The organism is Streptomyces sp. NPDC008086 (assembly GCF_042957325.1).
Lineage (GTDB): Bacteria > Actinomycetota > Actinomycetes > Streptomycetales > Streptomycetaceae > Streptomyces.
Genome location: NZ_JBIBIA010000017.1, coordinates 111,020 through 135,407, shown reverse-complemented (window position 1 = coordinate 135,407; position 24,388 = coordinate 111,020). Strand labels below are relative to the sequence as shown.

25 protein-coding genes and 1 pseudogene are annotated in these 24,388 nt (G+C 72.2%); 14 read left to right on the top strand and 12 right to left on the bottom strand.

The window, feature by feature from the left end:
- Window positions 1–629: maltotransferase domain-containing protein (locus tag ACFZBP_RS39975; protein WP_391420864.1), on the bottom strand; the 629-nt coding region annotated here is incomplete at its 3' end.
- Between the two features lie 70 nt (window positions 630–699).
- Window positions 700–1,005 carry a DUF5133 domain-containing protein gene (locus tag ACFZBP_RS39970; RefSeq protein ID WP_383452743.1) on the bottom strand — a complete coding sequence of 102 codons (306 nt, stop codon included), beginning with the start codon at window positions 1,003–1,005 and terminating at the stop codon, window positions 700–702.
- Window positions 1,006–1,300: 295 nt separating this feature from the next.
- On the opposite strand from ACFZBP_RS39970, the gene ACFZBP_RS39965 reads away from it, so the two are divergent.
- Together ACFZBP_RS39965 and glgX are read left to right on the top strand one after the other, a co-directional pair.
- Complete coding sequence (locus ACFZBP_RS39965; RefSeq protein ID WP_383452745.1) at window positions 1,301–1,813, top strand: pep a2; 513 nt, start codon at window positions 1,301–1,303, stop codon at window positions 1,811–1,813.
- On the top strand, window positions 1,810–3,954 hold the full coding sequence (gene glgX / locus ACFZBP_RS39960; protein ID WP_391420863.1) for a glycogen debranching protein GlgX: 2,145 nt from the start codon (window positions 1,810–1,812) through the stop codon (window positions 3,952–3,954). Before ACFZBP_RS39965 ends, glgX begins: the two co-directional genes overlap by 4 nt.
- A 109-nt stretch (window positions 3,955–4,063) precedes the next feature.
- Here the strand turns inward: glgX and ACFZBP_RS39955 are convergent, their stop codons facing one another.
- Entirely contained in the window at window positions 4,064–4,867 is an 804-nt protein-coding gene (locus ACFZBP_RS39955; protein WP_383452749.1) for a VOC family protein, read from the bottom strand.
- A 173-nt stretch (window positions 4,868–5,040) separates the two neighbouring features.
- Here ACFZBP_RS39955 and ACFZBP_RS39950 point away from each other — a divergent pair, with 173 nt between their 5' ends.
- On the top strand, window positions 5,041–5,373 hold the full coding sequence (locus tag ACFZBP_RS39950; RefSeq protein WP_383452751.1) for an ANTAR domain-containing protein: 333 nt from the start codon (window positions 5,041–5,043) through the stop codon (window positions 5,371–5,373).
- Between the two features lies 1 nt (window position 5,374).
- Here the strand turns inward: ACFZBP_RS39950 and ACFZBP_RS39945 are convergent, their stop codons facing one another.
- Entirely contained in the window at window positions 5,375–6,163 is a 789-nt protein-coding gene (locus ACFZBP_RS39945; RefSeq protein WP_383452753.1) for an RNA polymerase sigma factor SigF, read from the bottom strand.
- A gap of 293 nt (window positions 6,164–6,456) precedes the next feature.
- On the opposite strand from ACFZBP_RS39945, the gene ACFZBP_RS39940 reads away from it, so the two are divergent.
- The 4 genes from ACFZBP_RS39940 to ACFZBP_RS39925 all read left to right on the top strand — a co-directional run bounded on the left by ACFZBP_RS39940 (window position 6,457) and on the right by ACFZBP_RS39925 (window position 9,296).
- Window positions 6,457–6,918 carry a MarR family winged helix-turn-helix transcriptional regulator gene (locus tag ACFZBP_RS39940; RefSeq protein ID WP_383452755.1) on the top strand — a complete coding sequence of 154 codons (462 nt, stop codon included), beginning with the start codon at window positions 6,457–6,459 and terminating at the stop codon, window positions 6,916–6,918.
- Window positions 6,919–6,920: 2 nt separating this feature from the next.
- Entirely contained in the window at window positions 6,921–7,766 is an 846-nt protein-coding gene (locus ACFZBP_RS39935; protein ID WP_391420870.1) for an ATP-binding cassette domain-containing protein, read from the top strand.
- Window positions 7,726–8,586 carry an ABC transporter permease gene (locus ACFZBP_RS39930; RefSeq protein WP_391420862.1) on the top strand — a complete coding sequence of 287 codons (861 nt, stop codon included), beginning with the start codon at window positions 7,726–7,728 and terminating at the stop codon, window positions 8,584–8,586. The genes ACFZBP_RS39935 and ACFZBP_RS39930 overlap by 41 nt, the downstream gene beginning before the upstream one ends.
- Before the next feature lie 188 nt (window positions 8,587–8,774).
- Window positions 8,775–9,296 (top strand): hypothetical protein, encoded by a 522-nt coding sequence (locus tag ACFZBP_RS39925; protein WP_391420861.1) that lies wholly within the window; start codon window positions 8,775–8,777, stop codon window positions 9,294–9,296.
- Between the two features lie 51 nt (window positions 9,297–9,347).
- Here ACFZBP_RS39925 and hemC read toward each other — a convergent pair whose 3' ends face one another.
- Both hemC and ACFZBP_RS39915 read right to left on the bottom strand, forming a co-directional pair.
- Window positions 9,348–10,283: a hydroxymethylbilane synthase gene (gene hemC / locus ACFZBP_RS39920; RefSeq protein ID WP_391420860.1), complete on the bottom strand. Its 936-nt coding sequence runs from the start codon at window positions 10,281–10,283 to the stop codon at window positions 9,348–9,350.
- Window positions 10,284–10,300: 17 nt separating this feature from the next.
- On the bottom strand, window positions 10,301–11,518 hold the full coding sequence (locus ACFZBP_RS39915) for an MFS transporter (protein ID WP_391420859.1): 1,218 nt from the start codon (window positions 11,516–11,518) through the stop codon (window positions 10,301–10,303).
- A 177-nt stretch (window positions 11,519–11,695) separates the two neighbouring features.
- On the opposite strand from ACFZBP_RS39915, the gene ACFZBP_RS39910 reads away from it, so the two are divergent.
- On the top strand, window positions 11,696–12,709 hold the full coding sequence (locus ACFZBP_RS39910) for a DUF5937 family protein (protein ID WP_391420858.1): 1,014 nt from the start codon (window positions 11,696–11,698) through the stop codon (window positions 12,707–12,709).
- Here the strand turns inward: ACFZBP_RS39910 and ACFZBP_RS39905 are convergent.
- The 5 genes and pseudogenes from ACFZBP_RS39905 to ACFZBP_RS39885 all read right to left on the bottom strand — a co-directional run bounded on the left by ACFZBP_RS39905 (window position 12,690) and on the right by ACFZBP_RS39885 (window position 17,845).
- The gene (locus ACFZBP_RS39905; RefSeq protein WP_383452767.1) at window positions 12,690–13,724 is read right to left on the bottom strand and encodes a questin oxidase family protein; all 1,035 of its coding nucleotides are present in this window, start codon (window positions 13,722–13,724) and stop codon (window positions 12,690–12,692) included. The two genes, ACFZBP_RS39910 and ACFZBP_RS39905, sit on opposite strands and share 20 nt — an antisense overlap.
- A 101-nt stretch (window positions 13,725–13,825) precedes the next feature.
- Window positions 13,826–14,602, bottom strand: a complete 777-nt coding sequence (locus tag ACFZBP_RS39900) for an NPP1 family protein (protein WP_383452769.1) — start codon at window positions 14,600–14,602, stop codon at window positions 13,826–13,828.
- Between the two features lie 161 nt (window positions 14,603–14,763).
- The gene (locus tag ACFZBP_RS39895) at window positions 14,764–15,744 is read right to left on the bottom strand and encodes an ATP-dependent DNA ligase (protein WP_383452771.1); all 981 of its coding nucleotides are present in this window, start codon (window positions 15,742–15,744) and stop codon (window positions 14,764–14,766) included.
- 74 nt (window positions 15,745–15,818) lie between these two features.
- Window positions 15,819–16,505, bottom strand: a complete 687-nt coding sequence (locus ACFZBP_RS39890; RefSeq protein WP_383452773.1) for a response regulator — start codon at window positions 16,503–16,505, stop codon at window positions 15,819–15,821.
- Between the two features lie 165 nt (window positions 16,506–16,670).
- Window positions 16,671–17,845 (bottom strand): annotated as a pseudogene (locus ACFZBP_RS39885) (histidine kinase).
- 236 nt (window positions 17,846–18,081) lie between these two features.
- On the opposite strand from ACFZBP_RS39885, the gene ACFZBP_RS39880 reads away from it, so the two are divergent.
- From ACFZBP_RS39880 to ACFZBP_RS39855, 6 genes are all read left to right on the top strand, one after another.
- Window positions 18,082–18,732 carry a TetR family transcriptional regulator gene (locus tag ACFZBP_RS39880; protein ID WP_391420857.1) on the top strand — a complete coding sequence of 217 codons (651 nt, stop codon included), beginning with the start codon at window positions 18,082–18,084 and terminating at the stop codon, window positions 18,730–18,732.
- 118 nt (window positions 18,733–18,850) lie between these two features.
- On the top strand, window positions 18,851–19,636 hold the full coding sequence (locus ACFZBP_RS39875; protein WP_383452780.1) for a response regulator transcription factor: 786 nt from the start codon (window positions 18,851–18,853) through the stop codon (window positions 19,634–19,636).
- 155 nt (window positions 19,637–19,791) lie between these two features.
- A complete protein-coding gene (locus tag ACFZBP_RS39870; RefSeq protein WP_391420856.1) occupies window positions 19,792–21,024 on the top strand; it encodes a cytochrome P450 in 1,233 nt (410 codons plus the stop codon).
- A gap of 60 nt (window positions 21,025–21,084) precedes the next feature.
- Window positions 21,085–21,279, top strand: coding sequence for a ferredoxin (locus ACFZBP_RS39865; protein WP_383452967.1), 195 nt, complete (start codon window positions 21,085–21,087; stop codon window positions 21,277–21,279).
- Entirely contained in the window at window positions 21,276–22,478 is a 1,203-nt protein-coding gene (locus ACFZBP_RS39860; protein ID WP_391420855.1) for an FAD-dependent oxidoreductase, read from the top strand. Before ACFZBP_RS39865 ends, ACFZBP_RS39860 begins: the two co-directional genes overlap by 4 nt.
- A gap of 98 nt (window positions 22,479–22,576) precedes the next feature.
- A complete protein-coding gene (locus tag ACFZBP_RS39855) occupies window positions 22,577–23,107 on the top strand; it encodes a MarR family transcriptional regulator (protein ID WP_391420854.1) in 531 nt (176 codons plus the stop codon).
- 19 nt (window positions 23,108–23,126) lie between these two features.
- Here the strand turns inward: ACFZBP_RS39855 and ACFZBP_RS39850 are convergent, their stop codons facing one another.
- On the bottom strand, window positions 23,127–24,344 hold the full coding sequence (locus ACFZBP_RS39850) for an MFS transporter (protein ID WP_391420853.1): 1,218 nt from the start codon (window positions 24,342–24,344) through the stop codon (window positions 23,127–23,129).
- Window positions 24,345–24,388 lie beyond the last annotated feature (44 nt).

The following is a 24,388-nucleotide window of genomic DNA, read 5'->3' as shown; positions in this document are numbered from 1 at the left end:
GAGCCGTACAGGGCCCGTTCCCGCTCCACCAGCAGCGGCAGCGGATCCGACGCCGTGACCAGATCCCGCAGCGGATACCGGCCCAGCACCGCGTCCACGTTCGCCGCGAACGCGGCCGCCAGGCGGGACTCGGGCGGGAGGGAGTCGTCCCGCAGCGCGTCCGCCGCGGCCCGCACGGTCGCCCGCTGCGCCTTGTCGGGCACTCCGGCCGCCGCACGCTCGTACAGTTCGCCGCCCGTCTCCAGGACCAGTCCGACGTCGATACCGGCCGGGATCTTGATCTGGGCGTGGTGCCGCCAGGTGGCCACCGGGTCGCTCCAGGCCTCCACATGGAACGTCCAGCGGCCCGTCGCCGACGGGGTCACCTTGGCGCCCCAGCGGTCGCTGCCCGGTGAGAGTTCGTGCATCGGCGTCCACGGGCCGGGACGGCCGTCCGGGTCGGTCAGCACGACATTGGCGGCCACGGCGTCATGGCCCTCGCGGAACACGGTGGCGGTGACCTCGAAGGTCTCACCCGCGACCGCCTTCGCCGGATGCCTGCCGCACTCCACGGCCGGTCGCACGTCCCGTACCGGGATGCGGCCGATGGTCCCGGCGCCCGCGCCGACCCTGCTCTTGGTCCTGCCCATGGTTCACCTCCACCGTGCTCGAGGCCGGGCACGAGGCCCGGCCGGGGATCCGCTCTGTGCCGGAAGGCGGCTACCTCCCCGCGTGGAAACTCCACCGCCGCGTCCCCGGCGGGCCCCGCCGTGCCGAGACGCTCGCCGCGCGGGGCCGTTCGTCCTGTTCCCGGAGATAGGCGGCCGGGGTGATGCGCAGATAGCGTTCGGCGGCGTTCGCGGCCTCGCGTGCGCAGCGCTTTCCCATCAGCACACAGAGGGTGTAGCCGGTGTCCTCGAAGGTGGCGCGAACCGTGAGGTCGGCCGGGGCCGCGAGCATGGCGCGCTCCCAGGCCCTGTATCGCCGCAGATGCCGGGCGACCTCGGCTTTTGCCGGTAGCAGCATGGCGCCGTTCACCTTCCGGGCTCGATGACCGTCTCCCGACCGTCGGGCGGAAACCCGTGCGCGCACACGCACGGGTTCCGTTACGGGCATCGTGGTCTTCACACATGGTGCATGCTCGGCGACGCAGCGTCCTGTTGGATCTTCAACTACCTCAGGAGTGCGCTCCTGTTGCACGAATGGCGTACCGCCCCCACCCTGGAGTGACTCAGAAGCGATCAGCGCTCACGCTCCGTATCGGGGCCCGTCCCGCAGGGGCGAGGAGAGCGGGAGCTTTCGCGGTGAGGAGGTAACGACGGTGAAGACCGCAGTGCCCTGCTACTACCACCTAGACGTGGAAGTCAGCCCCGAACGGGTGGGGCAGGTCAGCCGAATTCTGGCCGCTCACCTCAGGTACTGGGACCTGGAGACGCTCGTCGAGCCGGTCTGCCACAGCACGGAGATGCTGTTGCGGGCCATCGACGAGCACGCGACGGACAAGAACACCTCGATCGAGATGTGGTGGAACCGTCACCACCTCATCACCGCCATCGGCGACAACGACCGCGCCCTGCGCCCGGACCACGAACTGCGCGACTGCCTCCAGCGCCTCGCCGCCGTCAGCGACGGCTGGGGCTGCTGCGCCACCGAGGCGGGCAGCAAGGTCATCTGGTTCTCGCAGCGCGCCCGGGCCGGCGAACGCGCCCCGCTGGTGCCGGCGGCGCCCTCGCCCAACCTGCGCGAGGCCCTTCAGGTGCCCCGCGAGGTCCCCGTCACGGCCATCGCCGACGCCGCGGGCACCCGGGACGACGTCCTGGAGGAGGCCCGGTGACGGCGCGAAAGCGCGACAAAGGGGTGCTCGCCTGGAGCGGGCACCCCTACCCGTTGGGCGCCGCCTTCGACGGACAGGGCACCAACTTCGCCCTGTTCAGCGAGGTCGCCGAACGCGTCGAACTGATCCTCGTCGACGACAGGGGCCGGCACACGACCGTCCCGCTCACCGAGGTCGACGGGTTCGTCTGGCACGGCTACCTGCCCGGCGTCGGCCCGGGGCAGCGCTACGGCTACCGGGTGCACGGCCCCTGGGACCCGAGCCTCGGCCACCGGTGCAACCCGGCGAAGCTGCTGCTCGACCCGTACAGCCGGGCCGTGGACGGCCAGGTCGACAACCACGCCTCCCTCTTCGAGCGCACCCCGGGCGCCCCCGCCCCGGCCGACAGCGCCGGGCACACCATGCTCGGCGTGGTCACCGAGCCGTACTTCGACTGGGGAGACGACCGCCCGCCCAGACGGCCGTACGCCGACACCGTGATCTACGAGGCCCACGTCCGCGGCCTCACCCGCACCCACCCCGACGTCCCGCCCGAACTGCGCGGCACCTACGCCGGACTCGCGCACCCCGCGGTCGTCGAGCACCTCACCTCCCTCGGCGTGACGGCCGTCGAGCTGATGCCGGTGCACCAGTACGTCCAGGACGGCGTACTGCTCGACCGTGGCCTGTCCAACTACTGGGGCTACAACACGATCGGCTTCTTCGCGCCGCACAACGCCTACGCCGCGCACGGCACCCGCGGCCAGCAGGTCAACGAGTTCAAGTCGATGGTGAAGGCGCTGCACGCGGCCGGCCTCGAAGTGATCCTCGACGTCGTCTACAACCACACCGCCGAGGGCAACGAGCGCGGCCCGACCCTCTCCTTCCGGGGCATCGACAACGCCTCGTACTACCGCCTGGTGGACGGCGACTGGGCGCACTACTACGACACCACCGGCACCGGCAACAGCCTGCTGATGCGCCACCCGTACGTCCTCCAGCTGATCATGGACTCGCTGCGCTACTGGGTCACCGAGATGCACGTCGACGGCTTCCGCTTCGACCTCGCGGCCACGCTGGCCCGGCAGTTCCACGAGGTGGACCGCCTCTCGGCGTTCTTCGACCTGATCCAGCAGGACCCGGTGATCAGCCGCGTCAAGCTGATCGCCGAGCCGTGGGACGTCGGCGAGGGCGGCTACCAGGTGGGCAACTTCCCGCCGCTGTGGTCGGAGTGGAACGGCAAGTACCGGGACGCCGTACGCGACTTCTGGCGCGGCGAGCCCGGTTCGCTCGGCGAGTTCGCCTCCCGGCTGACCGGCTCCGCCGACCTGTACGCGCACAGCCGGCGCCGCCCGCGCGCCAGCGTCAACTTCGTCACCGCGCACGACGGGTTCACCCTGCGTGATCTCGTCTCGTACAACGACAAGCACAACGAGGCCAACGGCGAGAACAACCGGGACGGCGAGAGCCACAACAGGTCCTGGAACTGCGGCGCCGAGGGCGACACCCGCGACCCGGCCGTGCTCGCGCTGCGCTCCCGTCAGCAGCGCAACTTCCTCGCCACGCTGCTGCTGTCGCAGGGCATCCCCATGCTCGGCCACGGCGACGAACTGGGCCGTACTCAGCGCGGCAACAACAACGCCTACTGCCAGGACAACGACGTCTCCTGGATCGACTGGGGACTCACAGACGAGCAGCGCGCACTCGCCGACTTCACCCGCTACGTCATCGGGCTGCGCGCTGCTCACCCCGTCCTGCGCCGCCGCCGCTTCTTCCAGGGCGAGACCCCGACCCACCCCGACCAGCCCCTGCCCGACCTGGTCTGGTTCCTGCCCGACGGCCGCGAGATGACCGACGAGGACTGGCAACACCCCGACGCCCACTCCGTGGCCGCCTTCCTCAACGGCGACGCCATCGCCGAACGCGACTCCTGCGGCCAGCCCCTGGTGGACGACTCCTTCCTGCTCCTGCTCAACGCCTACTGGGAGCCGGTGGAGTTCCGCCTCCCCGACGCCACGTTCGGCGAACGCTGGACCCCCTTGATCAACACAGCCGACCCCCAGGGCCCGCCCGACGAATCGGAGTACAAGGCGTCCACGGCAGTACTGGTGGAGCGCCGCAGTCTCCTGTTCCTCTCAAGGCCCTCGCGACAGCGCAGCTAAGGGGCGCGGGGCTGTATCGATATGCGGCTTCCGCCGCGTGGGCGCGACAAGCCACACACTCTCGGCAGACGACGAACCACCTCAAGCGGCACCCCAGTAGTCGATACCGCTATCGCCCTCGCCGCGAAGTCACCGTGAACTGCGCCCCATCAGGATCCCGCAGCACGGCCTCATCACTCCCCTTGGACAACACGCTCCCCCCATGCAACTCCGCGGCCCGAGCGCAACCGGCCACGTCCGCGACAGCGAAGTGCACCTGCCAGTGCGGCCGAATCGTCGGGTCCGGCGCAGCCTCCAACGCCCCGGACTCGATCCGCGCCACCACGTCACCCCCACTGCGCAGTACGACCTCACCCCCCTCGTACCGCACCTCGCAGCACCCCGGCCGCTCGGTGGCCCATTCGAGGACCTCGCCGTAGAACATCGCGGCGTCGAAGGCGTCGCGGGTGTGCAGCCGGATGAACGTCGGCGCGGCCCGCCGCCAGGTCTCCCAGTTGGAGATGAGCTCGCCCTCCCACACCCCGAAGGTCGCCCCGTCCCGGTCGGCCAGCAGCGCCGCCCGCCCGGGCGGCAGCGAGAGCGGCCCGACCGCCGCCGTACCGCCGCGCTCCTGGACCCGGGCCACGGCGTCGTCGGCGCTGGGCACGGCGAAGTAGGGCGTCCAGGCCACGGCCATCTGCCACATCGAGGCGACCGCCCCGATCCCGGCCACCGGCACGCTCTGCGCGAGCGCGATCCGGAAACGGTCGCCCAGCTTGGCCGGGCGCCAGCGCCAGCCCAGCACCGCCGTGTAGAACTCCTGGGTGGCCTCCAGGTCGCGGCTGGTCAGGCTCACCCAGCAGGGTGCGCCGAACACGGAGTGTGTGGACACGACCTCGGCCGTGCTCCGGGGACTTCTCGCATCGTGGTTCATGGCAGTCGCGTCCTGGTCTCGCCCGACCGGCCCGGCCGCCGGTCTGCTCCCAGTGTCCAGCCGGATCCGCTCCGGGGCCTGTCGAGTACCCCCGGCGTGGCGCCGAAACGGTCGTCGCCACGGCCTCGCCCGCTTCACTGGCACGCGACCGTCGCAGCGACGAGTATGGAGGCGTGGCACACGTACCCCACGAACCCGCCGACGGGAGCGACCGGATCCTCGAACTCGAGGAGGAGATCGAGCAGCTCAAGGAGGCGGTCGTCTCGCACGCCGTCGTGGACCAGGCGATCGGGATGGTCGTGGCACTCGGCCGGGTGTCACCCGACCAGGGGTGGGCCGTGCTGAAGGACGTCTCCCAGCACACGAACATCAAGCTCCGCCAGGTGGCCCAACTGATCCTCACCTGGGGCCGGGACGGGGAGATGCCGCCCGAGATCCGCGTCGAACTCGAGGACGCCCTCGAACGTCACGGTCCGACGCAGATCCCGGGATCGGCCCAGGAGTGAGTCAGTGGACCTCGGCGAGCATCTCCTCCCGCAGATGCGCGAAGCACCCGCTCAGCAGCCGGGAGACATGCATCTGCGAGATGCCGAGCTGCTGCGCGATCCGGCTCTGGGTCATCCCGCCGAAGAAGCGCAGGTAGAGGATGGTCCGCTCCCGCTCCGGGAGGCGTTGCAGACACGGCTTGACGGTGACGCGGTCCACGACCACGTCGTACGCCGGGTCCGGGCCGCCGATCGCGTCGCCCAGCGCGTAGCCGTCGGTGCCGGGCATCTCGGCCTCCAACGACAGTGCGGAGAAGCACTCGAGGGCCTCCATCCCGGTACGGACCTCCGCCTCGCTCAGATGCGCGTGCTCGGCGATCTCGGCGACGGTGGGCGCCCGTCCCGGTGTCAGCTGCGACAGCTCCTTCGCGGAGCTGCGCACCCGGTTGCGCAGGTCCTGGACCCGGCGCGGCACGTGCAGCGTCCACATGTGGTCGCGGAAGTGCCGCTTGATCTCACCGGTGATGGTCGGCACCGCGTACGCCTCGAAGGCGTGGCCGCGTGCCGGGTCGTAGTGGTCGACGGCCTTCACCAGGCCCAGCGCGGCGACCTGGTACAGGTCCTCGAGGGACTCGCCGCGGCCCTTGAACCGGACGGCGATCCGCTCGGCCATGGGCAGCCAGGCCTCGATCAGTTCGTCCTTGAGGACCTTGCGCTCCGGTCCGTCGGGGAGCCCCACCAGCCGGTCGAAGGCTTCGGCCGTGTCCGGGGCGTCGTCGTGGGAGTGCTTCGTTCTGGTGGTGGCACTCATTCGTGCGCACCTCCCTCAACAAGTGCTGAATGGACAGACACCGTGGGAGACGCGGTTCGGCCACCCGGAGGACACCTCCGAGTCGGCCGGTCGGCTCCCACGGACGTGCCTCCTGTCCGAAGCACAAAGGATCAATTCCCCCGTAAGGGGCATCTGAAACAAAATTCGTGAATGCGACTACATGTGACGGTGGTGTGACGCGGCGTCCGCCGACGCGCAACGGGGGAGGGTTTGACCGATCCTTTGGGATCGTCCGGGGTCATTACCTCTGCTACAGAGCTAACCTCGATGGCATGGAGCAGGAGACCTTCCCGGAGGAACTGGCCGACGCGCTCGTCGGCGTCCAACGGCTGATCCGGCGCCGGCTGCGCCGCGACATGCCCGCCCCGCAGCTGCGTGGCGCCGAGGTGGAGCTGTTGCGGCTGGTCGTGGAGCGGCCCGGCATCGGGATCTCGGACGCCGCCAAGGAGCTGTCCCTGGCGGGCAACTCGGTGTCCACGCTCGTCAACCAGCTGGGCCGGCAGGGCTATCTGGTCCGCGAGACGGACCCGGCCGACCGGCGCGCCGCCCGACTGCTGCCCACCCCGGCGGCCGACGCTCGGCTGACCGAGTGGCGCACCCGGCGCGCCGACCTCGTACGACGCCAGGTGTCCCGCCTCGACGAGACCGACCGGGAGACGCTGCTCGCGGCGATCCCGGCGCTGCGCAGACTGGCCGACACCCTGCGCGACGAGACGCAGGAGGAGGCGGAGTGACGATGACACAGGACGTCGCCGAGACGGTGGCCGTGGCCTGCACCGGGCTCTACTACGCCTTCGGTGAGACCAACGCCGTGGACGGACTCGACCTGGCCGTGGCACGGGGCGAGGTCTTCGGGCTGCTGGGGCCCAATGGCGCAGGCAAGACCACCGCGATCCGCTGCATGACCACCCTGCTGCCGGTGCCCGCCGGCATGGTCAGCGTCTTCGGGCACGACGCCGCCGGCGACCGGATGGCCGTACGGCGCCTGCTCGGCTACGTACCGCAGCAGCTGTCCGCCGACGCGAGCCTCACCGGACGGGAGAACGTCGCCCTGTTCGCCCGCGTCTTCGACGTGCCCCGCCGTGAACGCGCCGCCCGCGTCGGCCAGGCCCTGGGCGCCGTCGGCCTCACCGACGCCGCCGACCGGCTCGTCGGCACCTACTCCGGCGGCATGGTCCGCCGTCTCGAACTAGCCCAGGCCCTGGTCAGCGCGCCCCGCCTGCTGATCCTCGACGAGCCGACCATCGGCCTCGACCCGATCGCCCGGACCGGGGTGTGGGAGCACATCGGCGCCGTCCGCGCCGCCACCGGCATGACGGTCCTGGTCACCACCCACTACATGGACGAGGCCGACCAGTACTGCGACCGGGTCGGCCTGATGCACCACGGCCGCATCCGGGCCCTCGGCACCCCGGCCGAGCTGCGCCAGGGCCTCGCCGAACGCCGAGGTGCCCGGGCGACCGACCCGCTGCCCACGCTGGAGGACGTCTTCCGCGACGTCGCCGGCAGCGGCCTCGACGACAGTTCAGGAGACTTCCGCGATGTCCGAAGCACCCGCCGCACCGCCCGCCGCGTCGGCTGACCCGCTCCGCGGCGACGGCATCGACCTGCTGCTGCGGCCCCCCGAGCCCCGCGCCGGCTGGCGCCTGCTGCCCGCCCGCGTGGTGGCCATGTGCGCCGTCGAACTGCAGAAGCTGCGCCACGACCGGACCGAGCTGTACACCAGGGCCGTCCAGCCCGCCCTCTGGCTGCTGATCTTCGGCCAGACCTTCACCCGGCTCCGTGCGATCCCCTCCGACGGCGTCCCCTACATCGACTACCTGGCCCCCGGCATCATCGCCCAGTCCGCGATGTTCATCGCCATCTTCTACGGCATCCAGATCATCTGGGAACGCGATGCCGGCATCCTCAACAAACTGCTGGTCACCCCCACCCCGCGCGCGGCCCTGATCACCGGCAAGGCGTTCGCCGCCGGAGTGAAGTCCCTGGTCCAGGCGGTCGTCGTGATCCTCATCGCCGCGGTCCTCGGTGTCGCGCTGACCTGGAACCCGCTGAAGCTGCTCGGCGTGGCGGCGGCCGTCGTCCTCGGCTCGGTCTTCTTCTCCTGTCTGTCCATGACCATCGCCGGCATCGTCCTCAACCGCGACCGCCTGATGGGCTTCGGGCAGGCCATCACCATGCCGCTGTTCTTCGGCTCCAACGCCCTCTACCCGCTGTCCGTGATGCCGGGCTGGCTCCAGGCGGTCAGCAAGGCCAACCCGCTCAGCTACCAGGTCGACGCCCTGCGCGGTCTCCTCCTCGGCACGCCGCACCACCTCGCGCTCGACTTCGCCGTCCTGCTCGTGGCCGCCGCGCTCGGCATCGCCGCGGCCTCCTCGCTGCTCGGCCGGCTGGCTCGCTGATCTTGAAGCGGAACGTGATGTGCGGCACGTGGGCGCATCCGGTGCGCACACCAGTAAGCGAATTCTTCCTGCCCACGGCTTGATCGGTGATCAAGGGGGCGAATGGGCTGGCCACAGTGCATTCCGCTCATTTGACAGTGCGCTCAGCGCAAAGATAGGAAGCAGCTCTCTGGGTCGAGAGGTGGATTGTGTACGAGCCGAACGTGGTCGGGGACTGGCACGAGTACGACGAGCATGCCGGTCTGCGTGTCCGCGTCCACCGTCTGGAAGCCGCCGAGCCGCCGCGCGGACGGGACGAGGCAGCCGAGGGCCTGACGTACTTCCGGGTCCGGGTCACCGTCGAGAACCGGGGCGAGCGGCACCTCGGCGTTCATCTCGAGGACGGCCAGATCGACGTACGGATCGGCCGCGACGGCGAGGCGGCGTTCATCGACTGGCGCAACTCGCAGTTCATCGAGGGCTTCGACGTCTACCCGCTGCGCCGGGCCACCGCCGTCATGTACGCGGCCGGACCGGAGGCGAGCCTCAGCCAGGTCGACGTCCAGATCCAGCTGCGTGTCGAGGAGGAGTGGACCGACCGCCGGCTGTGGACCGGCGGCCTCGGCCTCCAGGAGCCCTCCGTCGGCACCCACACCACCACCCTGCGGGACGGCCTCGCGCTCCAGGTGAGCAACTTCCTGCGGGACCAGGCCGAAGAGGGCACCGCCTGACGGCGAGCGCCCTCCGGCCCGGTGTCCCGGCCCGGTCTCCCAACAGCCGTCTCAGTGCGGGATGCCGTCGATGATCTCCCGGGCGCCCTGACGCAGCAGCGCGACCGCCACCGACGTACCGAGCGTCGCCGGGTCCAGCCGGCCCGCCCACTCGTGGGCGTTGAGCCGAGTCTTGCCGTCCGGGGTGAACACACAGGCCCGCAGGGACAGCTCCCCGCTGCGGTCCACGCGCGCGTACCCGGCGATCGGGCTGTTGCAGTGACCCTGGAGGACGTGCAGGAACATGCGCTCGGCGGTGGCCTCCCGGTAGGTGTCCGGGTCGCCGAGACCGCTGATCGCGTCGATGAGCTCCGCGTCACCCTCGCGGCACTGCAGGGCGAGGATGCCCGCGCCGATCGGCGGCATCATCACCTCGGGGGAGAGGACCTCGCTGATCACGTCCGGGCGGCCGATGCGCTCCAGGCCGGCCACCGCCAGCAGCAGCGCGTCCGCCTCACCGGCCGCCAGCTTTTCCAGCCGCCGGTTGGCGTTGCCCCGGAACGGCACGCACTCCAGGTGCGGATGGGTGGCCGCCAGCTGGGCGACCCGGCGCACCGACGAGGTGCCGATGCGGGTACCCGCCGGCAACGCGTCGAGCGTCAGGCCACCCGGGTGGATCAGCGCGTCCCGGATGTCGTCACGCTTGAGGAACGCGGCGAAGGTCGTACCCGCGGGCAGCGGACGGTCGGCGGGAATGTCCTTGACGCAGTGCACGGCGAGATCGGCCTTGCCGGCCAGCAGCGCGGCGTCCACCTCCTTGGTGAACGCCCCCTTGCCCTCGACCTGCGACAGATCGCCCATCCACTTGTCACCGGTCGTCTTCACCGGCACGACCTCGGTACGCACACCGGGATGCAGGACCGCCAATTCGGCGCGGACACGCTCCACTTGGGCGAGCGCCATGGGCGAGTCGCGGGAGACGATACGGATCAGTTCAGGCACGGACATGCCGCCACGATAGACCGTCACAGCCCCGCGCCCGCACGGTACCTCCCGATTCCCGCACCGCCCTCGAGGCCCGCCCGCGCGGGCCACGTCAGTACCACCAGCGCCCCCGCCGTGAGCAGCCCGCCGACCAGGAACGTCCCGCGCACCCCGACGGCGGGCAGCAACACGCCCCCGAGCAGCGCGCCGACGGCGATCCCCACGTTGTACGCGGCCGAGTTGGCCGCCAGCGCGGTCTCCGTACGGCCCGGCGCCATCCTCAGCACCTGGGTCTGCGTCGCCATGAACGCGGTCGAGACCGACGCGCCCAGCAGCATGACCAGCACCACGGTGGCCACCGGAACGTGCCCCAGCGCGTAGAGGCCGAGCAGCGCCACCGCCTGGGCGGCCACCGGCACCGTCAGCGTGGCCCGCGGAAAGCGGTCCAGCAGCGGTCCGGCCACCGTGACCCCGGCCAGCGCGGCCCCGCCGAACGCCAGCAGCACGGCACTCACGGCGTCCGCGCGGAATCCGCTCACCTCGTCGAGGAAGGCCACGACGTAGGTGAACCCGGCGAAGGCACCGGTCACCGACAGGGCGGTGACGGCCAGCACGGTGAGGAACCCGCGCCGGTCAGGGGTGGCGCCGTACGCCGCGTGGCCGTCCTCCGGGCGGGACGTGGGCAGCAGGGCGCCGATCGTCACGAGCGAGACCAGGGCCAGTACGCCCAGCAGAGCGAACGGCATCCGCCAGCCCGCGTGCCCGCCCAGCCAGGTCCCGGCCGGGACGCCGGCCACCGTGGCCAGGGAACCGCCGACGGACAGCAGCCCCATGACCCGCCCCCGCCGCTCCGGCGGGAACAGACCGACCGCGACCGGCCCCATCACCGCCCAGAACGACGCCTGCGCCAACGCCGTGACCACCCGCGCCGCCAGCAGCACCCCGTACGACACCCCGCCCAGCGCCGACACCCAACTGCCCACGGAGAGCAGACCCAGCAGCCCGGCGAGCAGATACCGGCGCGGCACGGACCGGGTGACCTGGGCGAGGGGCAGCGAGGCGACGGCGACGGTCAGGCCGTACCCGGTGACGAGGGCGCCCACGGCCGCGAGCGACACCCGCAGGTCGTCCGCCATGAGCGCGAGCAGACCGACCGGCAGGTTCTCGGTCGTGTTGAAGGTGAACGCCGCCAGCATCAACGCCGCGACGACGGCGGCACGCCGCCAGGGCGCGGGACGTGCCGGACCTACGCTGCCCATCCAACCGCCTTTCCGAGAGGGGGAGTCGGGGCAAGCGTGCGGGGCCGCGGCCGGCCGCTCTACTCTTTCGATCCAGGACGAATCTTCGCTCCGTCACGAATCTTCGCTCCGTCACGAATCTTCGGACCGGGACGAACTTCGGACCGGGACGAATCGCCGCTCACCTCGGAGGTCGCCATGCCGCTCGCCCTGCACCTGGGCACCGACGACCTCACACGCTGCCGGTTCGCGATCTCGCCGCTGTGCCAGACCCACGAGGCGCTGCGCATGCTCCGCCGGCCCGCCCGGCACGGCTACCACCAGGCCTGGCTGCGCCGCATGCGCCGTACGGTCGCCGGACTCGACCTGGCCCCGCTGTGGCTGTTCGTGCCACCCGCGGGCGGATACACCCCGGACTTCCTCGGCGCGCCCCCGCCGGAGCCGTACCCCGCCATCGAGGACGAACTGGCGCGGATGCGGGCCACCGACCCCGCCCTGGCCCACGCGGAGATGACCCGTTCCCTGGCCTGCACCCCCGGGCTCGCCGAGTCGCCCCAGGGGCGCGCCGCCCTCGACGACCCGGCCGCCACCGTCCGGCGCCTCGCCGACCTCACCGAACTGGCCTGGCACGCCCTGCTCGCCCCCGACTGGCCCCGCCACCGCGCCGTCCTGGAGGCGGACATCGCCTACCGCTCACGCCGGGCGGCGGCCGCCGGTCTCGACGCGCTGCTCACCGGCCTGCACCCGGCCGTCGACTGGGCCGGGCACACCCTCACCCTGCGCGAGTACCGCGACCTGGCGGACGCCCAACGCCCCGACGGCAGAGGCGTGCTGCTGATGCCGAGCGTGTTCGTATGGCCCGACGTGGTCAGCGGCTTCGCCCGGCCCTGGCAGCCCACCGTCATCTACCCCGCCCGGGGCATGGGCCGCCTGCACGGCGCCCCGGCGCCGCGCCCACCGCAGGCGCTCGCCCGGCTGCTCGGGCAGCAGCGCGCGGCCGTCCTCGCCGGACTCGCCGTCCCCTCCTCGACCACGGATCTCGCCCGACGCCACGGCCTGGCCCCGTCGACCGTGTCGGCCCATCTGTCGGTCCTGCGGGAGGCGGGCCTGCTGGAGTCGCGGCGGCAGGGCCACTCCGTGCTGTACGGGCGAACGGCCCTCGGCGACACCCTCGTCGAGGCGGACGGTGCCGTCACACCAGTGGCTCGCTGAGCTCGACCGCTCGCAGCGCCGCCACGAGAGCGCGTTCATCACCTACGTCCAGGGCCGTGTCGGCGAGCTTGATGACGTGCTCGTCGCCGTGGACGAGGGCGCGCTCCATGACCTCTTCCGGCGAGAGCCGGGCGGGCGGCGTCCGGGCGACCGGCTCCGCCGGGGTGTACATCGCGGTCACGGCCGCCGACGCCGTCCACGCCGCCCGCAGGCTAGGCGCCCACAGCTCGCGCGGCAGCGAGTCGAGCGTCCGCAGCACGGCGTTGGGGGCGGTCGCCGCGTGCACCAGCATGGTCGGCTCGCCGTGGCCGTGGGTGGCGTAGCGGTGGGTCGCGGCTCGGACGAGTTCGGTGAGACGCTCCCGCGCGGTGTCCGGATCGGTGACGTCGTCGGCCCACACGGGCAGTCGGCGCAGGACGGCCAGGCGGTCGCGGAAACCCAGGTGCCCCGGCTCGATCGGGGGTACGGCGTCCAGGGACTCCTCGGCCGAGCCGGCGCCCGACAGGGACGTGACGCCGGTGACGGGTTGGTGCCGGGCCGCCCAGTAGCCGAGCGCGTGCGCGAGTTCGGCGAGCCGAGGGGTGTTCGCGTCGGCTTCGACGGCGCGTACGGCGTGGCCGACCCGGATGACGGTGTGCGTGGCGCCGCCGACCAGTCCCGGCAGCAGCCGCGGCCACCACTCGGCGAGGACGTCCCGCCAGGGGCGCTCGGCCAGCGTGCGGGAGAAATGGTCGGTCCAGTCGGCTATCCGGCGCGGATCGCCCAGCGCCGAGGCCCAGTTGTCGTCGGTGACGGGGGCCACGCGGTCGGGGAAGTCCTCCAGCTTGTCCCGGTAGAGGTCCAGCCAGTGGTGCACCCGCTCCGCCTGCCCGTGCGCGGCGAGCGCCTCCACGACCATGGGGGCGTGGTTGGTGAGCCAGCCGTCGCGTTCCGGGCCGCAGGCATGCAGGCGTTCCAGAGCCTCGTCGAGCCGTCCGCTCGTGTCGCGCGTGTGGTTCGTGTCGCTCGTGTCCATGGACGTGACGCTAGGCGCCCGGTGGCGGGACGGGATCGGGCGCGGGACGGAAGCCCGCGGGTGCCGGGGTCCTAGGACCCGCGCCCGATGGTGGCGCCCGGTCAGGCGTTCGGGTCGAACGCGATGCCGGACGGCTTCGCCGACGCCAGGTGGTTGGTGAAATTGCCGTCCTTCAGACCGAAGTTGGCGCTGCCGAAGTTGTAGGCGACCAGCTTGTCGCGTACGCCGGCCGGGTAGCCGTTCCAGCCGACCAGCGGCGGGTACTGCCAGGTGCCCTTGTGGTTCTCCGGGGGCTCGTCATTGGAGTTGGCGAGGCGGAAACAGTGCGTGGAGATGCCGTCCTTGTGGTAGACGATCTTCGCGTGCGTGCCGTCGAACCGTACCGAGGACGCCGGGCTGATCGTGAACGAGCCGTGGTTGGACGTCGAGACGTACTGCACCGCGTTGTTCTGCACCCACACCACGACGTGCTCCCAGTCGTGCCGGTGCCCGCCGATGCTGCTGCCCGCGACCGCCTGGTCCTTCTCGAAGTACAGGCCGTACATATAGGCGCACCAGCCGTTGTTGCACTTGTAGCGCGAGTAGCCGTTGGTGTTGTCGAGGTCCGAGGCGTCCCGGCAGTCGCCGCTGAGCGAACCGGTCGGGTTCAGACCGCCGTTGACGGTGCCGTCCGGGCCGATGGCGGGCGTGGAGTAGCAGCCGTCGGTGTCGTAGTCGAAGGCGGGCTGATACGTCTTCTCGGCAGCTTCGGCGTTGGCGGGGAGCGCCGTGGGCGGGGCGGCGAAGGCGACGCTGGGGAAGGCTATGACGAGCGCGGCGGCACCGGTCAGGCCGGTGAGCCATCTCCTGCGGTGCGTACGGGACTTCTGTGACGACACTGCGTCTCCTCGGGGTTCCGGGCGCAGCCCAACGGCTGTGGGGGGAAAGGCAGTTCAGGATCCCCGGTTTTCACTTACGCGCCAAGAGCCACGGGCGTACCAATGATGAAGGGCAGGGCAATAGTTGCCGCTCGACCTGTGTGCGGGCCCGGACCGGTGGGTCAGCTGTCGTCGGGGAGGTCGGCCGCCGCGTCCTCCGGGGCGAGGTCGGGCCTGAGGCGCAGCCAGGACGGCTGGCGCAGCATGCCGGACCGGGTGCGGACGCTGAAGCGCACCTCGCCGACCAGCCGGGGCAGCACCCAGCGCGCGCCCGCGACCTGGGGCACGGGGTCGAAGGGGCACACCTCGCTCGCGCAGGCCCGCAACAGTCCGGCCAGTTCGCCGCGTTCGGCCGCGCTCCAGCCGGTGCCCACGCCGCCGACATAGCGCAGCCGCCGCCCGGCCGCGTACTGCCCGACCAGCAGAGCGCCCGGCAGGCCGGTGAGCCGTCCCTTGCCGGGCAGCCAGCCGCCGACGATCACGTCCTCACTGAGCATGTTCCGGATCTTGATCCAGGCGCGCGAGCGCACCCCCGGCTCGTACACCGAGTCCAGCCGCTTGCACACCAGCCCCTCCAGCCCGTGTTCGCGCGTCGCCCGCAGCGCCTCGGCGCCGTGACCGACCAGTGCGGCCGGCGTCGACCAGGACGGCCCGCCCAGGCCCAACTCCTCCAGCCGTCCGCGCCGCCGGGCGTAGGGGGTCTTCAGGAGGGGGCGGCCGGCCAGGTGCAGTACGTCGAAGAGCACCAGGTGCACAGGGGCCCGGGCGGCCATCCGGGCGGCCCGCGCGGGGGCGTGCGCCAGACCCATCCGTGACTGGAGCAACTGGAAGTCGGCGCGCCCCTCGTCGTCCAGCGCCAGGATCTCCCCGTCGAGCACGGCGGGCGTGGTGCCGAGCGCGTCGCCGAGCGGCCGCAGTTCGGGATAGGCGGCCGTGATGTCCTCGCCGGAACGGGCGCGCAGCAGCAGGGTGCCGTCCCCTTCGAGGTAGATCACCGCGCGCTGGCCGTCCTGCTTGGTCTCGTACGCCCAGCGCGCGTCCTGCGCTGCGGGCGGCAGCGTGCCGGGCGTGGCGAGCATCGGAGGGATCAGCGGCAGGCTCACGGGTCAGTTGTCGACGCCCCGGCCCGCCGTCACGCGCCCCGGCCGGCGTTTTCCCCTGAACGGCGGCCCCGGCCTCAGTGGCCCTCGTGCGGCGGCACGGCCCGCACCAGCCCCGACTGGTAGGCCATCACGACGAGTTGGGCACGGTCGCGGGCGCCCAGCTTCGTCATGGCACGGTGGACGTGGGTGCGCACGGTCAGCGGGCTGACGAAGAGCTTCTCGGCGATCTCCTCGTTGGAGTGCCCCTCGGCCACCCAGGACATGACCTCCCGCTCGCGCGCGGTGAGGGCGGCGAGATGCTCCGGCGCGGCCGACTGGGAGCTCTCCGCGGGGGAGGCCAGGAACCGGGTGATGAGCGTGCGGGTGGCGGTGGGGGAGAGGAGCGAGTCGCCGGCCGAGACGGTCCGGATCCCGTCCAGCAGCACCTCCGCCGTGACGTCCTTGCCGAGGAAGCCACTGGCCCCGGCCCGCAGCGCCTGTGCCACGTACTCGTCGATCTCGAACGTCGTGAGGATCAGCACCCGCACCGCCGTGAGATCCGGGTCGGCGCAGATCGCGGACGTCGCGGCCAGCCCGTCGGCGCCGGGCATACGGATGTCCATCAGCACCAGGTCGGGGCGGTGGACCCGGGCGAGGTCGACGGCCTCGGTACCGTCCGTGGCCTCGCCCACCACCTCCATGTCCGGGCACGAGTCGATCAGGATCCGGAAGGTGGCCCGCAGCAGAGCCTGGTCGTCGGCGAGCAGTACGCGGATGGTCATGGATGGCGTTTCTTCCGGTTCCGAGACATGGGACGGCGCTCAGCCTGCCTGCTCTCGCCCCCGACGTCGTCGTGCGCCTGCCGACACTCGCGGGTACTCGCCACGCAGTATGCGCCGCGGACCAGGTCCTCCCGGAGCAGGACACGGGCGACCCCGGGCGCCGGCTCACCACACACAAGGCAGCTCCACCTCGACCACCGTCGGCCCCCCGACCGGGCTGGTCACCCGCAGATCCCCGTCGAGCGCGGCGACCCGCCGCCGTACCCCGAGAAGACCGGAGCCGCCCGACTCGTCGGCCCCACCGCGGCCCTGGTCGGTCACGACGAACCGGAGGCCGCGCCGGGTGCGGGCGAGGCCGACCGAGGCCGTGGGGGAGCCGCTGTGCTTGGCGGCGTTGGTGAGGGCCTCGGCCACGACGAAGTAGCCGGCCGCCTCAACCACCGCCGGCGCCCTCGGGCCGTCGTCCAGGCCCTCCACGTCCACGGTCACCCGCAGCCCTCCCCCACTCTCGGCTTCGCTCGAGCTGGGGGACCCCCACCCGGCGGCCGGCGCACGGACCGCGCCGGCCAGGCCGCGGTCGGTGAGGATCGGCGGATGAATGCCGCGGACCACATGGCGCAGTTCGCTCAGCGCCTGCTCGGCCTGGTCCTGGGCGTCGTCCAGGAGTCTGCGCGCGGCGTCCGGATCGCGGTCGTGGGCGCGCTTGGCGAGCCCGATCCGCATGGACAGCGCCACCAGCCGGGCCTGCGCGCCGTCGTGCAGGTCCCGTTCGACACGGCGCAGCTCGGCGCCGTGCGCGGCGATGGCGTCGGCCCGGGTCGCGGTCAGCTGTTCGAGCCGGGCGGCCAGCAGCGCCTTGGGCGACGGCCTGAGCAGCGACGTCGACCAGCCGGCCTCCAGGTCCGCCAAGCGGACGATCCACGGCAGGACCACGGCCGCCCGCGCAGCAGCCCGCACCCGACGCCGTCGACGACGAGCCCGACCGGCCACAGCGGCAGCGCGACGAAGAGCAGCGCGCCGTAGACGTAGTCGGCGGCCGTCCAGCGCAGATCGGTGAGCGTGCCGGGGTCGCGTACGGCCGTCCGCAGGCGTTCGGTCAGCGAACCGTCGATGGCCTGGTAGGCCTCCGGGATCTCCCGGCCCGTCCAGGCGGTGGTCAGCCGCCGCTTCGCCCCCGCGATCCGCCGGACCAGCAGCACCGTCTCGGGCAGCAGCCAGACGCCGACCACCGCGAGCGTCCCGATGGCGGTGATCAGCAGCACGGTGATGAAGAGATACATCCCGAAGGCCATCGCCGCGGCCGCGGTCAGGTGGACCGTCGCGCGTCCGGCCTGCCGCATCGTCGCCCGCTGTTCTTCACGCCAGGTGACCCGGGCGTCGGGCGCGGGGGCGCGGGCACCCGGGTCGCAGGTGTGGCCCGCTCCACCATGGTTCGCCCTTCACCCCGCACGGCTCCCGGTCACCCGCTCACCGCGTCTTTCAATCAATTGACTTAGATTGGAGGTCGGTGAACCCGTGGACGGCTCGAGGGACTGGCCTTCGCGGTGCTCCACGAAGTCCCGATGCGGTGGTGATCATGGCAGGCAGGATGCTGCGCGAGGAACAGGTCCACGCGACCCGGGAACTGCTCCTGACCGCGGCCGAGCGGCTCTTCGCCGAACACGGCGTCCACTCGGTGTCCAACCGTCAGGTCAGCGAGGCCGCCGGCCAGGGCAACAACACCGCGGTCGGCTACCACTTCGGCACCAAGGCCGAACTGGTCCGCACCATCGTCCGCAAGCACGCCGCCCGCATCGAGGACCTCCGCGCCCGCCAGCTCGCCGGCCTGACCGACCCCGACGACGTGCGCGGCTGGGTGGAGTGCCTGGTCCGCCCGGTTCTCGAACACCTCGCCGCGCTCGGCAGCCCCACCTGGTACGCCCGGTTCTGCGCCCAGGTCGTCTCCGATCCGGCACTGCACCGGATCATGGTCGAGGAGGCCCTCACCTCCCCGTCCCTCCAGACGATCATCGAGGGCCTGAGGCGATGCCTGCCCGACCTCCCGCCCGAGGTGAGCGCCGAACGCGGTGAGATGGTCCGCCACCTCATCGTGCACGTGGCCGCCGAGCGCGAGCGCGCCCTCGCCGAGCACACCCCCACCCCGCGGTCCACCTGGGACGACGCCGCCACCGGCCTCGCCGACGCGGTCGTCGGCATGTGGCTGGCCCCGGTCACGCCCGGCCGCTGACGTCCCCCTCCGCAGGACGAGAACGGCCCCTGGGACGACGCCCCCACGCCACAAGGAGTACGACCGTGACAGCGACTCCCGGCCGAGCCCGCCGACGCGGCGCCGCACGGAGCCGGTTATGAGCCTCCGGCAGCCGGCCCCGCCCACGAGCGACGCCACCCAGGGCCGACCCGCCCTCGCACGCGGCGCCGGCCAGCACATCCTGATCGTCGCCGGTGAACCCGACCTCGCCGAACTCCTCTCGACCACCCTGGAGTTGGCCGGCTACCGGATCAGCCTGAGCGGCACCGGCGTCGACGCGCTGGCCCGGGTCACGACGGGACGCTTCGACCTGGTCGTCTTCGACACCGACGTCCCGGACATGCCGCGCCTCACCCGGGAGCACCGGCCCACGCTCCCCGACCGCCCACCCGTCCTCCTGCTCAGCGGATGCGACTCCCTGCACCGGCTCGGGCCCGAACTCAGCCCGGGCGAGCGGGACTACGTCACCAAGCCGTTCCGGGTGGCCGAGGTCCTCGCCAGGATCCAGGTGCTGCTGCGCGGCGCCCGTCCCGGCCCGCCCCGCGGCAACTCCCCGCGGTACGCCGACCTCGTGCTGGACGACACGGTGTGCCGGGCGCGACGCGGGACACGGCCGCTCGACCTCACGCCGGCGGAGTACCGGCTGCTGCGCCAACTCCTGGTCAACGCGCACCGGGTCCTGTCGAAGGAGCAGATCGGCCGCCACGTCTGGGGCGAGCACCGCGGCGACAACGCGATCGAACAGCTCGTGTCCAGGCTGCGCCGCAAGGTGGACCGCGACGCCGGGGGGCGGGGCGCCCCGGACGCCCCGGACGTCCCGGCACTCATCCACACGCGCCGGGGCTTCGGCTACTGGCTGGGCCGGCCCGACATCGGTTCCTGAGACCCACGGAGATGTGATCCGGGCCACGTCAGTCTCCTGTCAGGAAACTGACCGGCTCGCGTCAGACCCCGCTGTTTGCATGTGCTCATCGAGGCCTCGACCCCTTGCCCCGGCGCTCCACGTCGCCCGGAGCACCCCCACGCCCGAGGAGAACCATGGCCGACACCCTGACCGGTCCCGCGCACCAAGCCCCGGACGCCGTCCCGGAGTTCCCGATGCCCAGGGAGTCCCGCTGCCCCTTCGACCCGCCGCCCGCGCTCAAGGAACTCCAGGGCCGAGGGCCCCTGGCCAAGGTGCGGTTGTGGGACGGCAGCGAGTCCTGGCTCGTCACCCGCTACGCCGAGCAGCGGGCCCTGCTGGGCGACCCGCGCGTCAGCGCCGACACCGACCGGCCCGGATACCCGACCAAGGCCAGCCCCGAGGCCGGCGAGGGCAAGCTCAGCTTCATCATGATGGACGACCCCGAACACGCCCGGCTGCGCCGCATGGTGACGGGCCCGTTCGCGGTCAAGAAGGTCGAGGCGCTGCGGCCCGCCGTACAGCGCATCGTGGACGGACTGATCGACGACATGCTGGCCGGTCCCGCCCCCGTGGACCTGGTGGACGCGTTCGCCCTGCCGATCCCGTCGCTGGTCATCTGCGAACTGCTGGGCGTGCCGTACGAGGAGCACGAGTTCTTCCAGGAGAACACCAAGACCATGGTCCGTACGACCGCCACGCCCGAGGAGCGGGGCGCGGCGAGCCGTGAGGTCGCGGGCTACCTCGCCAAACTCCTGGGCAAGCGGGTCGCGGAGCCGAAGGGCGACCTGCTGTCGAGCATCGCCGGCCGCGTCACCGCCGGTGACCTCACCCACCAGCAGGCCACCGAGATGGCGCTGCTCCTGCTGATCGCCGGCCACGAGACCACCGCGAACATGATCGCGCTCGGCACCCTGGCCCTGCTCCGGCACCCCGACCAGCTCGAGCTGCTGCGCGAGAGCGACGACCCGAGGTTCGTCGCGGGCGCCGTCGAGGAACTGCTGCGCTATCTGCACATCACCCACCTGGGCCGGCGCCGCGCGGTGACCGAGGACATCGAGATCGCGGGCCAGGTGATCAGGGCAGGCGAGGGCGTCATCATGGTCAACGAGATCGGCAACCGGGACCCGGAGGTCTTCGCCGACCCCGACCGCCTCGACCTCACCCGCGACGCCCGCCGCCACGTCGCCTTCGGCTTCGGCGTCCACCAGTGCCTGGGCCAGCCGCTGGCCCGCATGGAGCTCCAGGTCGTCTACGGCACCCTCTACAAGCGCGTCCCGACGCTGAAGCTGGCCGCCCCGATGGAGGACGTCCGCTTCAAGAACGACGCGTTCATCTACGGGGTCCACGAACTGCCCGTCTCCTGGTGACCTTCGGCTCCCCATGCCGCGTACACGAACAACCCCATGCTTGAAGAAGGGAAGACGACCATGAAGGTGGAGCTGGAAGCCGACAAGTGCGTCGCGTCCGGACAGTGCGTGCTCGCGGCGATGGACGTGTTCGACCAGGACGACGACGGCATCGCCGTCCTGCTGGCGGAGCAGGTCGGCGATGACCGACTTGACGACGTCAAGGAAGCCGTCGCGGTCTGCCCGGCCGCCGCGATCCGGCTGGTCGACCAGTGAGGCACATCGCGGTGGTGGGTGCCTCGGCCGCCGGACTGGCGGCGGCCGAGACGCTCCGCCGCGAGGGCTACGACGGCACCCTCACCCTCGTAGGCGACGAACCCCTCGCCCCGTACGACCGACCGCCGCTGTCCAAGCAGCTGCTGGCCTCGGAGTGGGCGCCCGAAAAGCTCGCCCTGCGCACCTCCGAAGACCTGGCCGGACTCGACCTCGACCTGCGCCTCGGCGTGGCGGCGACCGGCCTCGAACTCACCGAGCGCCTGGTGCGGTTGGCCGACGGCTCGACGGTGCCGTACGACGGACTGGTCATCGCCACCGGCGTCCGGCCCCGGCGACTGCCCGGCGAGGGCGCGCACGTGCTGCGCACCCTGGACGACGCCCTCGCCCTGCGGGACCGGCTGACGCGGGGCACACGACTGGTCGTGGTCGGCGCCGGGTTCCTCGGGGCCGAGGCGGCCTCCGTGGCCTGGAGGCTCGGCTGCGAGGTCACCCTCCTCGAACCGGCCCCCGTGCCACTGGCCCACGCCGTCGGCGCCGAGGTCGGGGCGCTGCTGACACGGGCTCACCTGGCACGGGGCGTGGACCTGCGCTGCGGTGTCACCGTGACCGAGGTGACCGAGTTCGGCGTACGTCTCGGCGATGGCGAGGTGGTCGAGGCCGACGAGGTGTTGGTGGCCATCGGGTCGCTGCCGAACACCGAGTGGCTGGACGGCAGCGGGCTCACCGTCGGCGACGGCGTGGTCTGCGACGAGTACTGCGAGGCCGCACAGAACGTGTACGCGGCCGGGGACGTGGCCCGCTGGTACAACCCGCTGTTCGGGCAGTCCATGCGGATCGAGCACCGCACCAACGCCGCCGAGCAGGGCATGGCGGCAGCCCGCAACCTTCTCCGTCCCGGGGCGCGCAAACCGTTCGCGCTCGTGCCCTACTTCTGGTCCGATCAGTACGACATGAAGATCCAGGCGTACGGCTGTCTGCGCGGCCACGACGAGGTCGCCGTGGTGGAGGGCGACCTCATGGAGGGCCGGTTCGTGGCCGCCTACCGTCGGGGCGAGCGGGTGACCGGCGCACTGTCGGTGGGGATGCCGCCGAAGGCGATCAGGCTGTGGCGGCAGGCCATCATGACGGGCGCCGACTGGGGCGGGACCGTGCCGTCCGGGTCGCGTGCCGAGCCGGTGGCCGGCGGGGCACCCGCCTGATGCGCCGCAGGTCCGGGGCCCGGTGGAGCCACTCGGTTCCGCCGGACCTCGGCCCGCAAATTAGTTGAGTTACGCAATGAGATGGTAAAGTCGGTCTCATGTCCACACCTCCGCTCCCCGAACTCCCCGGCACTCCCGCGTCCCCGGAAGTGATCGAGATCGAGCGCGCGCTCACCCGGATCACCTACCTGAGCACCCGCGCCCGTCAGCACGAGCGGCTCATGGCCCTGGCCGGAGTCCCGCTGGACCGGGCCGCCGTGGCGCTGCTGCGGCAGGTCGCCGACTCGGAGCCGCTGCGCCCCGGGGAGCTCGCCAACCGCCTCGGTGTGGAGGCCTCGCACGTCACCCGGACGGTGCAGCAGCTCCAGAGGTCCGGCTACGTCACCCGGGTCCCCGACCCCCAGGACCGCCGCGCCCAGCGCATCGAGCTCACCGAGGCGGGCCGCCGGGCCATCGCCCGGGTCCGCGATGCCGGCGCACGTGGCATGCAGCTCGCGCTGGCCGACTGGACCCCCGAGGAACTGCGGCAGCTGGCCACCCTGTTCCACCGCATGGTCGACGACTTCCTCACCCACGCCGTCGACGAGGAGCCCGAAGCGCAGCAGACCGCACGGGCCGGGACCGTCTGACCGGACCGCTCGGGCGCGGTCATGCCGCTGTCGTGCGAGGGTGCTGACCGGACGAGCCGGACGGGCCGGACGCGGCAATGGCCCGTTCGGGCGGCGCGGGCTCCCGCAACCCGCACAGCAGCAGCCGTCCCAGCGCGGGCAGGGCGATCAGCGGGACGAGCGCGGTCCGCAGCGAGGTGGCGTCGGCGAGCGCCCCGACGACCGGGGCGGCGAGACCGCCCACGCTCACGGTCAGCCCCAGCGTCACCCCGCTCGCGGTCCCCATCCGCCGCGGCAGATAGTCCTGCCCGAGCGTGATGTGCAGCGAGAACGGCACATACAGGCCGGCCGACGTCAGGGCGACGAACAGATACACCGACGGCCCCGGAACGAGCACCACCCCGGCCACCGCGAGCCCGGTCAGCACATACGCCTGGCGTACGACCGTGAGCCTGCCGTTCCGGTCCGCGAGCCGACCCCCGGCCACCGTGCCCACCGCGCCGCCCACGTAGAGCACGCACAGCGCCGCCGTACCGGCCACGTCCCCGCCCCCGGTGCGCTGACGGACGTACAGCGAGACGAAGGCGCTCAGGCCCACGAACACGATCGACCGGCACACGATGGCACCGGACAACCGGAGGAACGACCCCCAGTCGTCGCGGCCCGCGCCCTCGCCCGGGGCGACGGCCGCACCCCCGCCGCCGGCGGCCGAACGCACCGCCGCCGCGCACAGGGCCGCCCCCACGGCGGCGGGCACGATCAGCAGGGGAGAGGCGCCCAGGCCGCCGGTGGCGACCACCGCCGCCACCAGCAGCGGCGCCAGCGCGAAACCGACGTTGCCGCCGAGGGAGAACCAGCCCATCGCCGTATGACTGCCGCGCGCGGCGTCGCGTGCCGCGCGGGCGGCCTCCGGGTGGTAGGCGGCGACCCCGACCCCCGACACGGCGACCACCGCCAGCGTGAGCGCATAGGAATCCACGACCCCGCTCAGCGCGACCCCCGCACCGCCCGTCAGCGCGCTCAGCGGCAACAGCCAGGGCATCGCCCACCGGTCGGTCAGCGCCCCGAACAGCGGCTGCACCACCGACGACAGCAAGGACGCGGCGAGGACGACGCCCGAGGCGGCGGCGTAGCCGTAGGCGCGCTCGGCGACGAAGAACGGGACGAGGGCCGCGACCGCGCCCTGGTACACGTCGACACAGGCGTGGCCCAGGGACAGCAGGGTGATGGCTCGGTTGCGTACGCGTTTCGTGGACACCCCGCGATCGTCGCCGCGGTCGCCCATGGCCCGCTTTCGATATT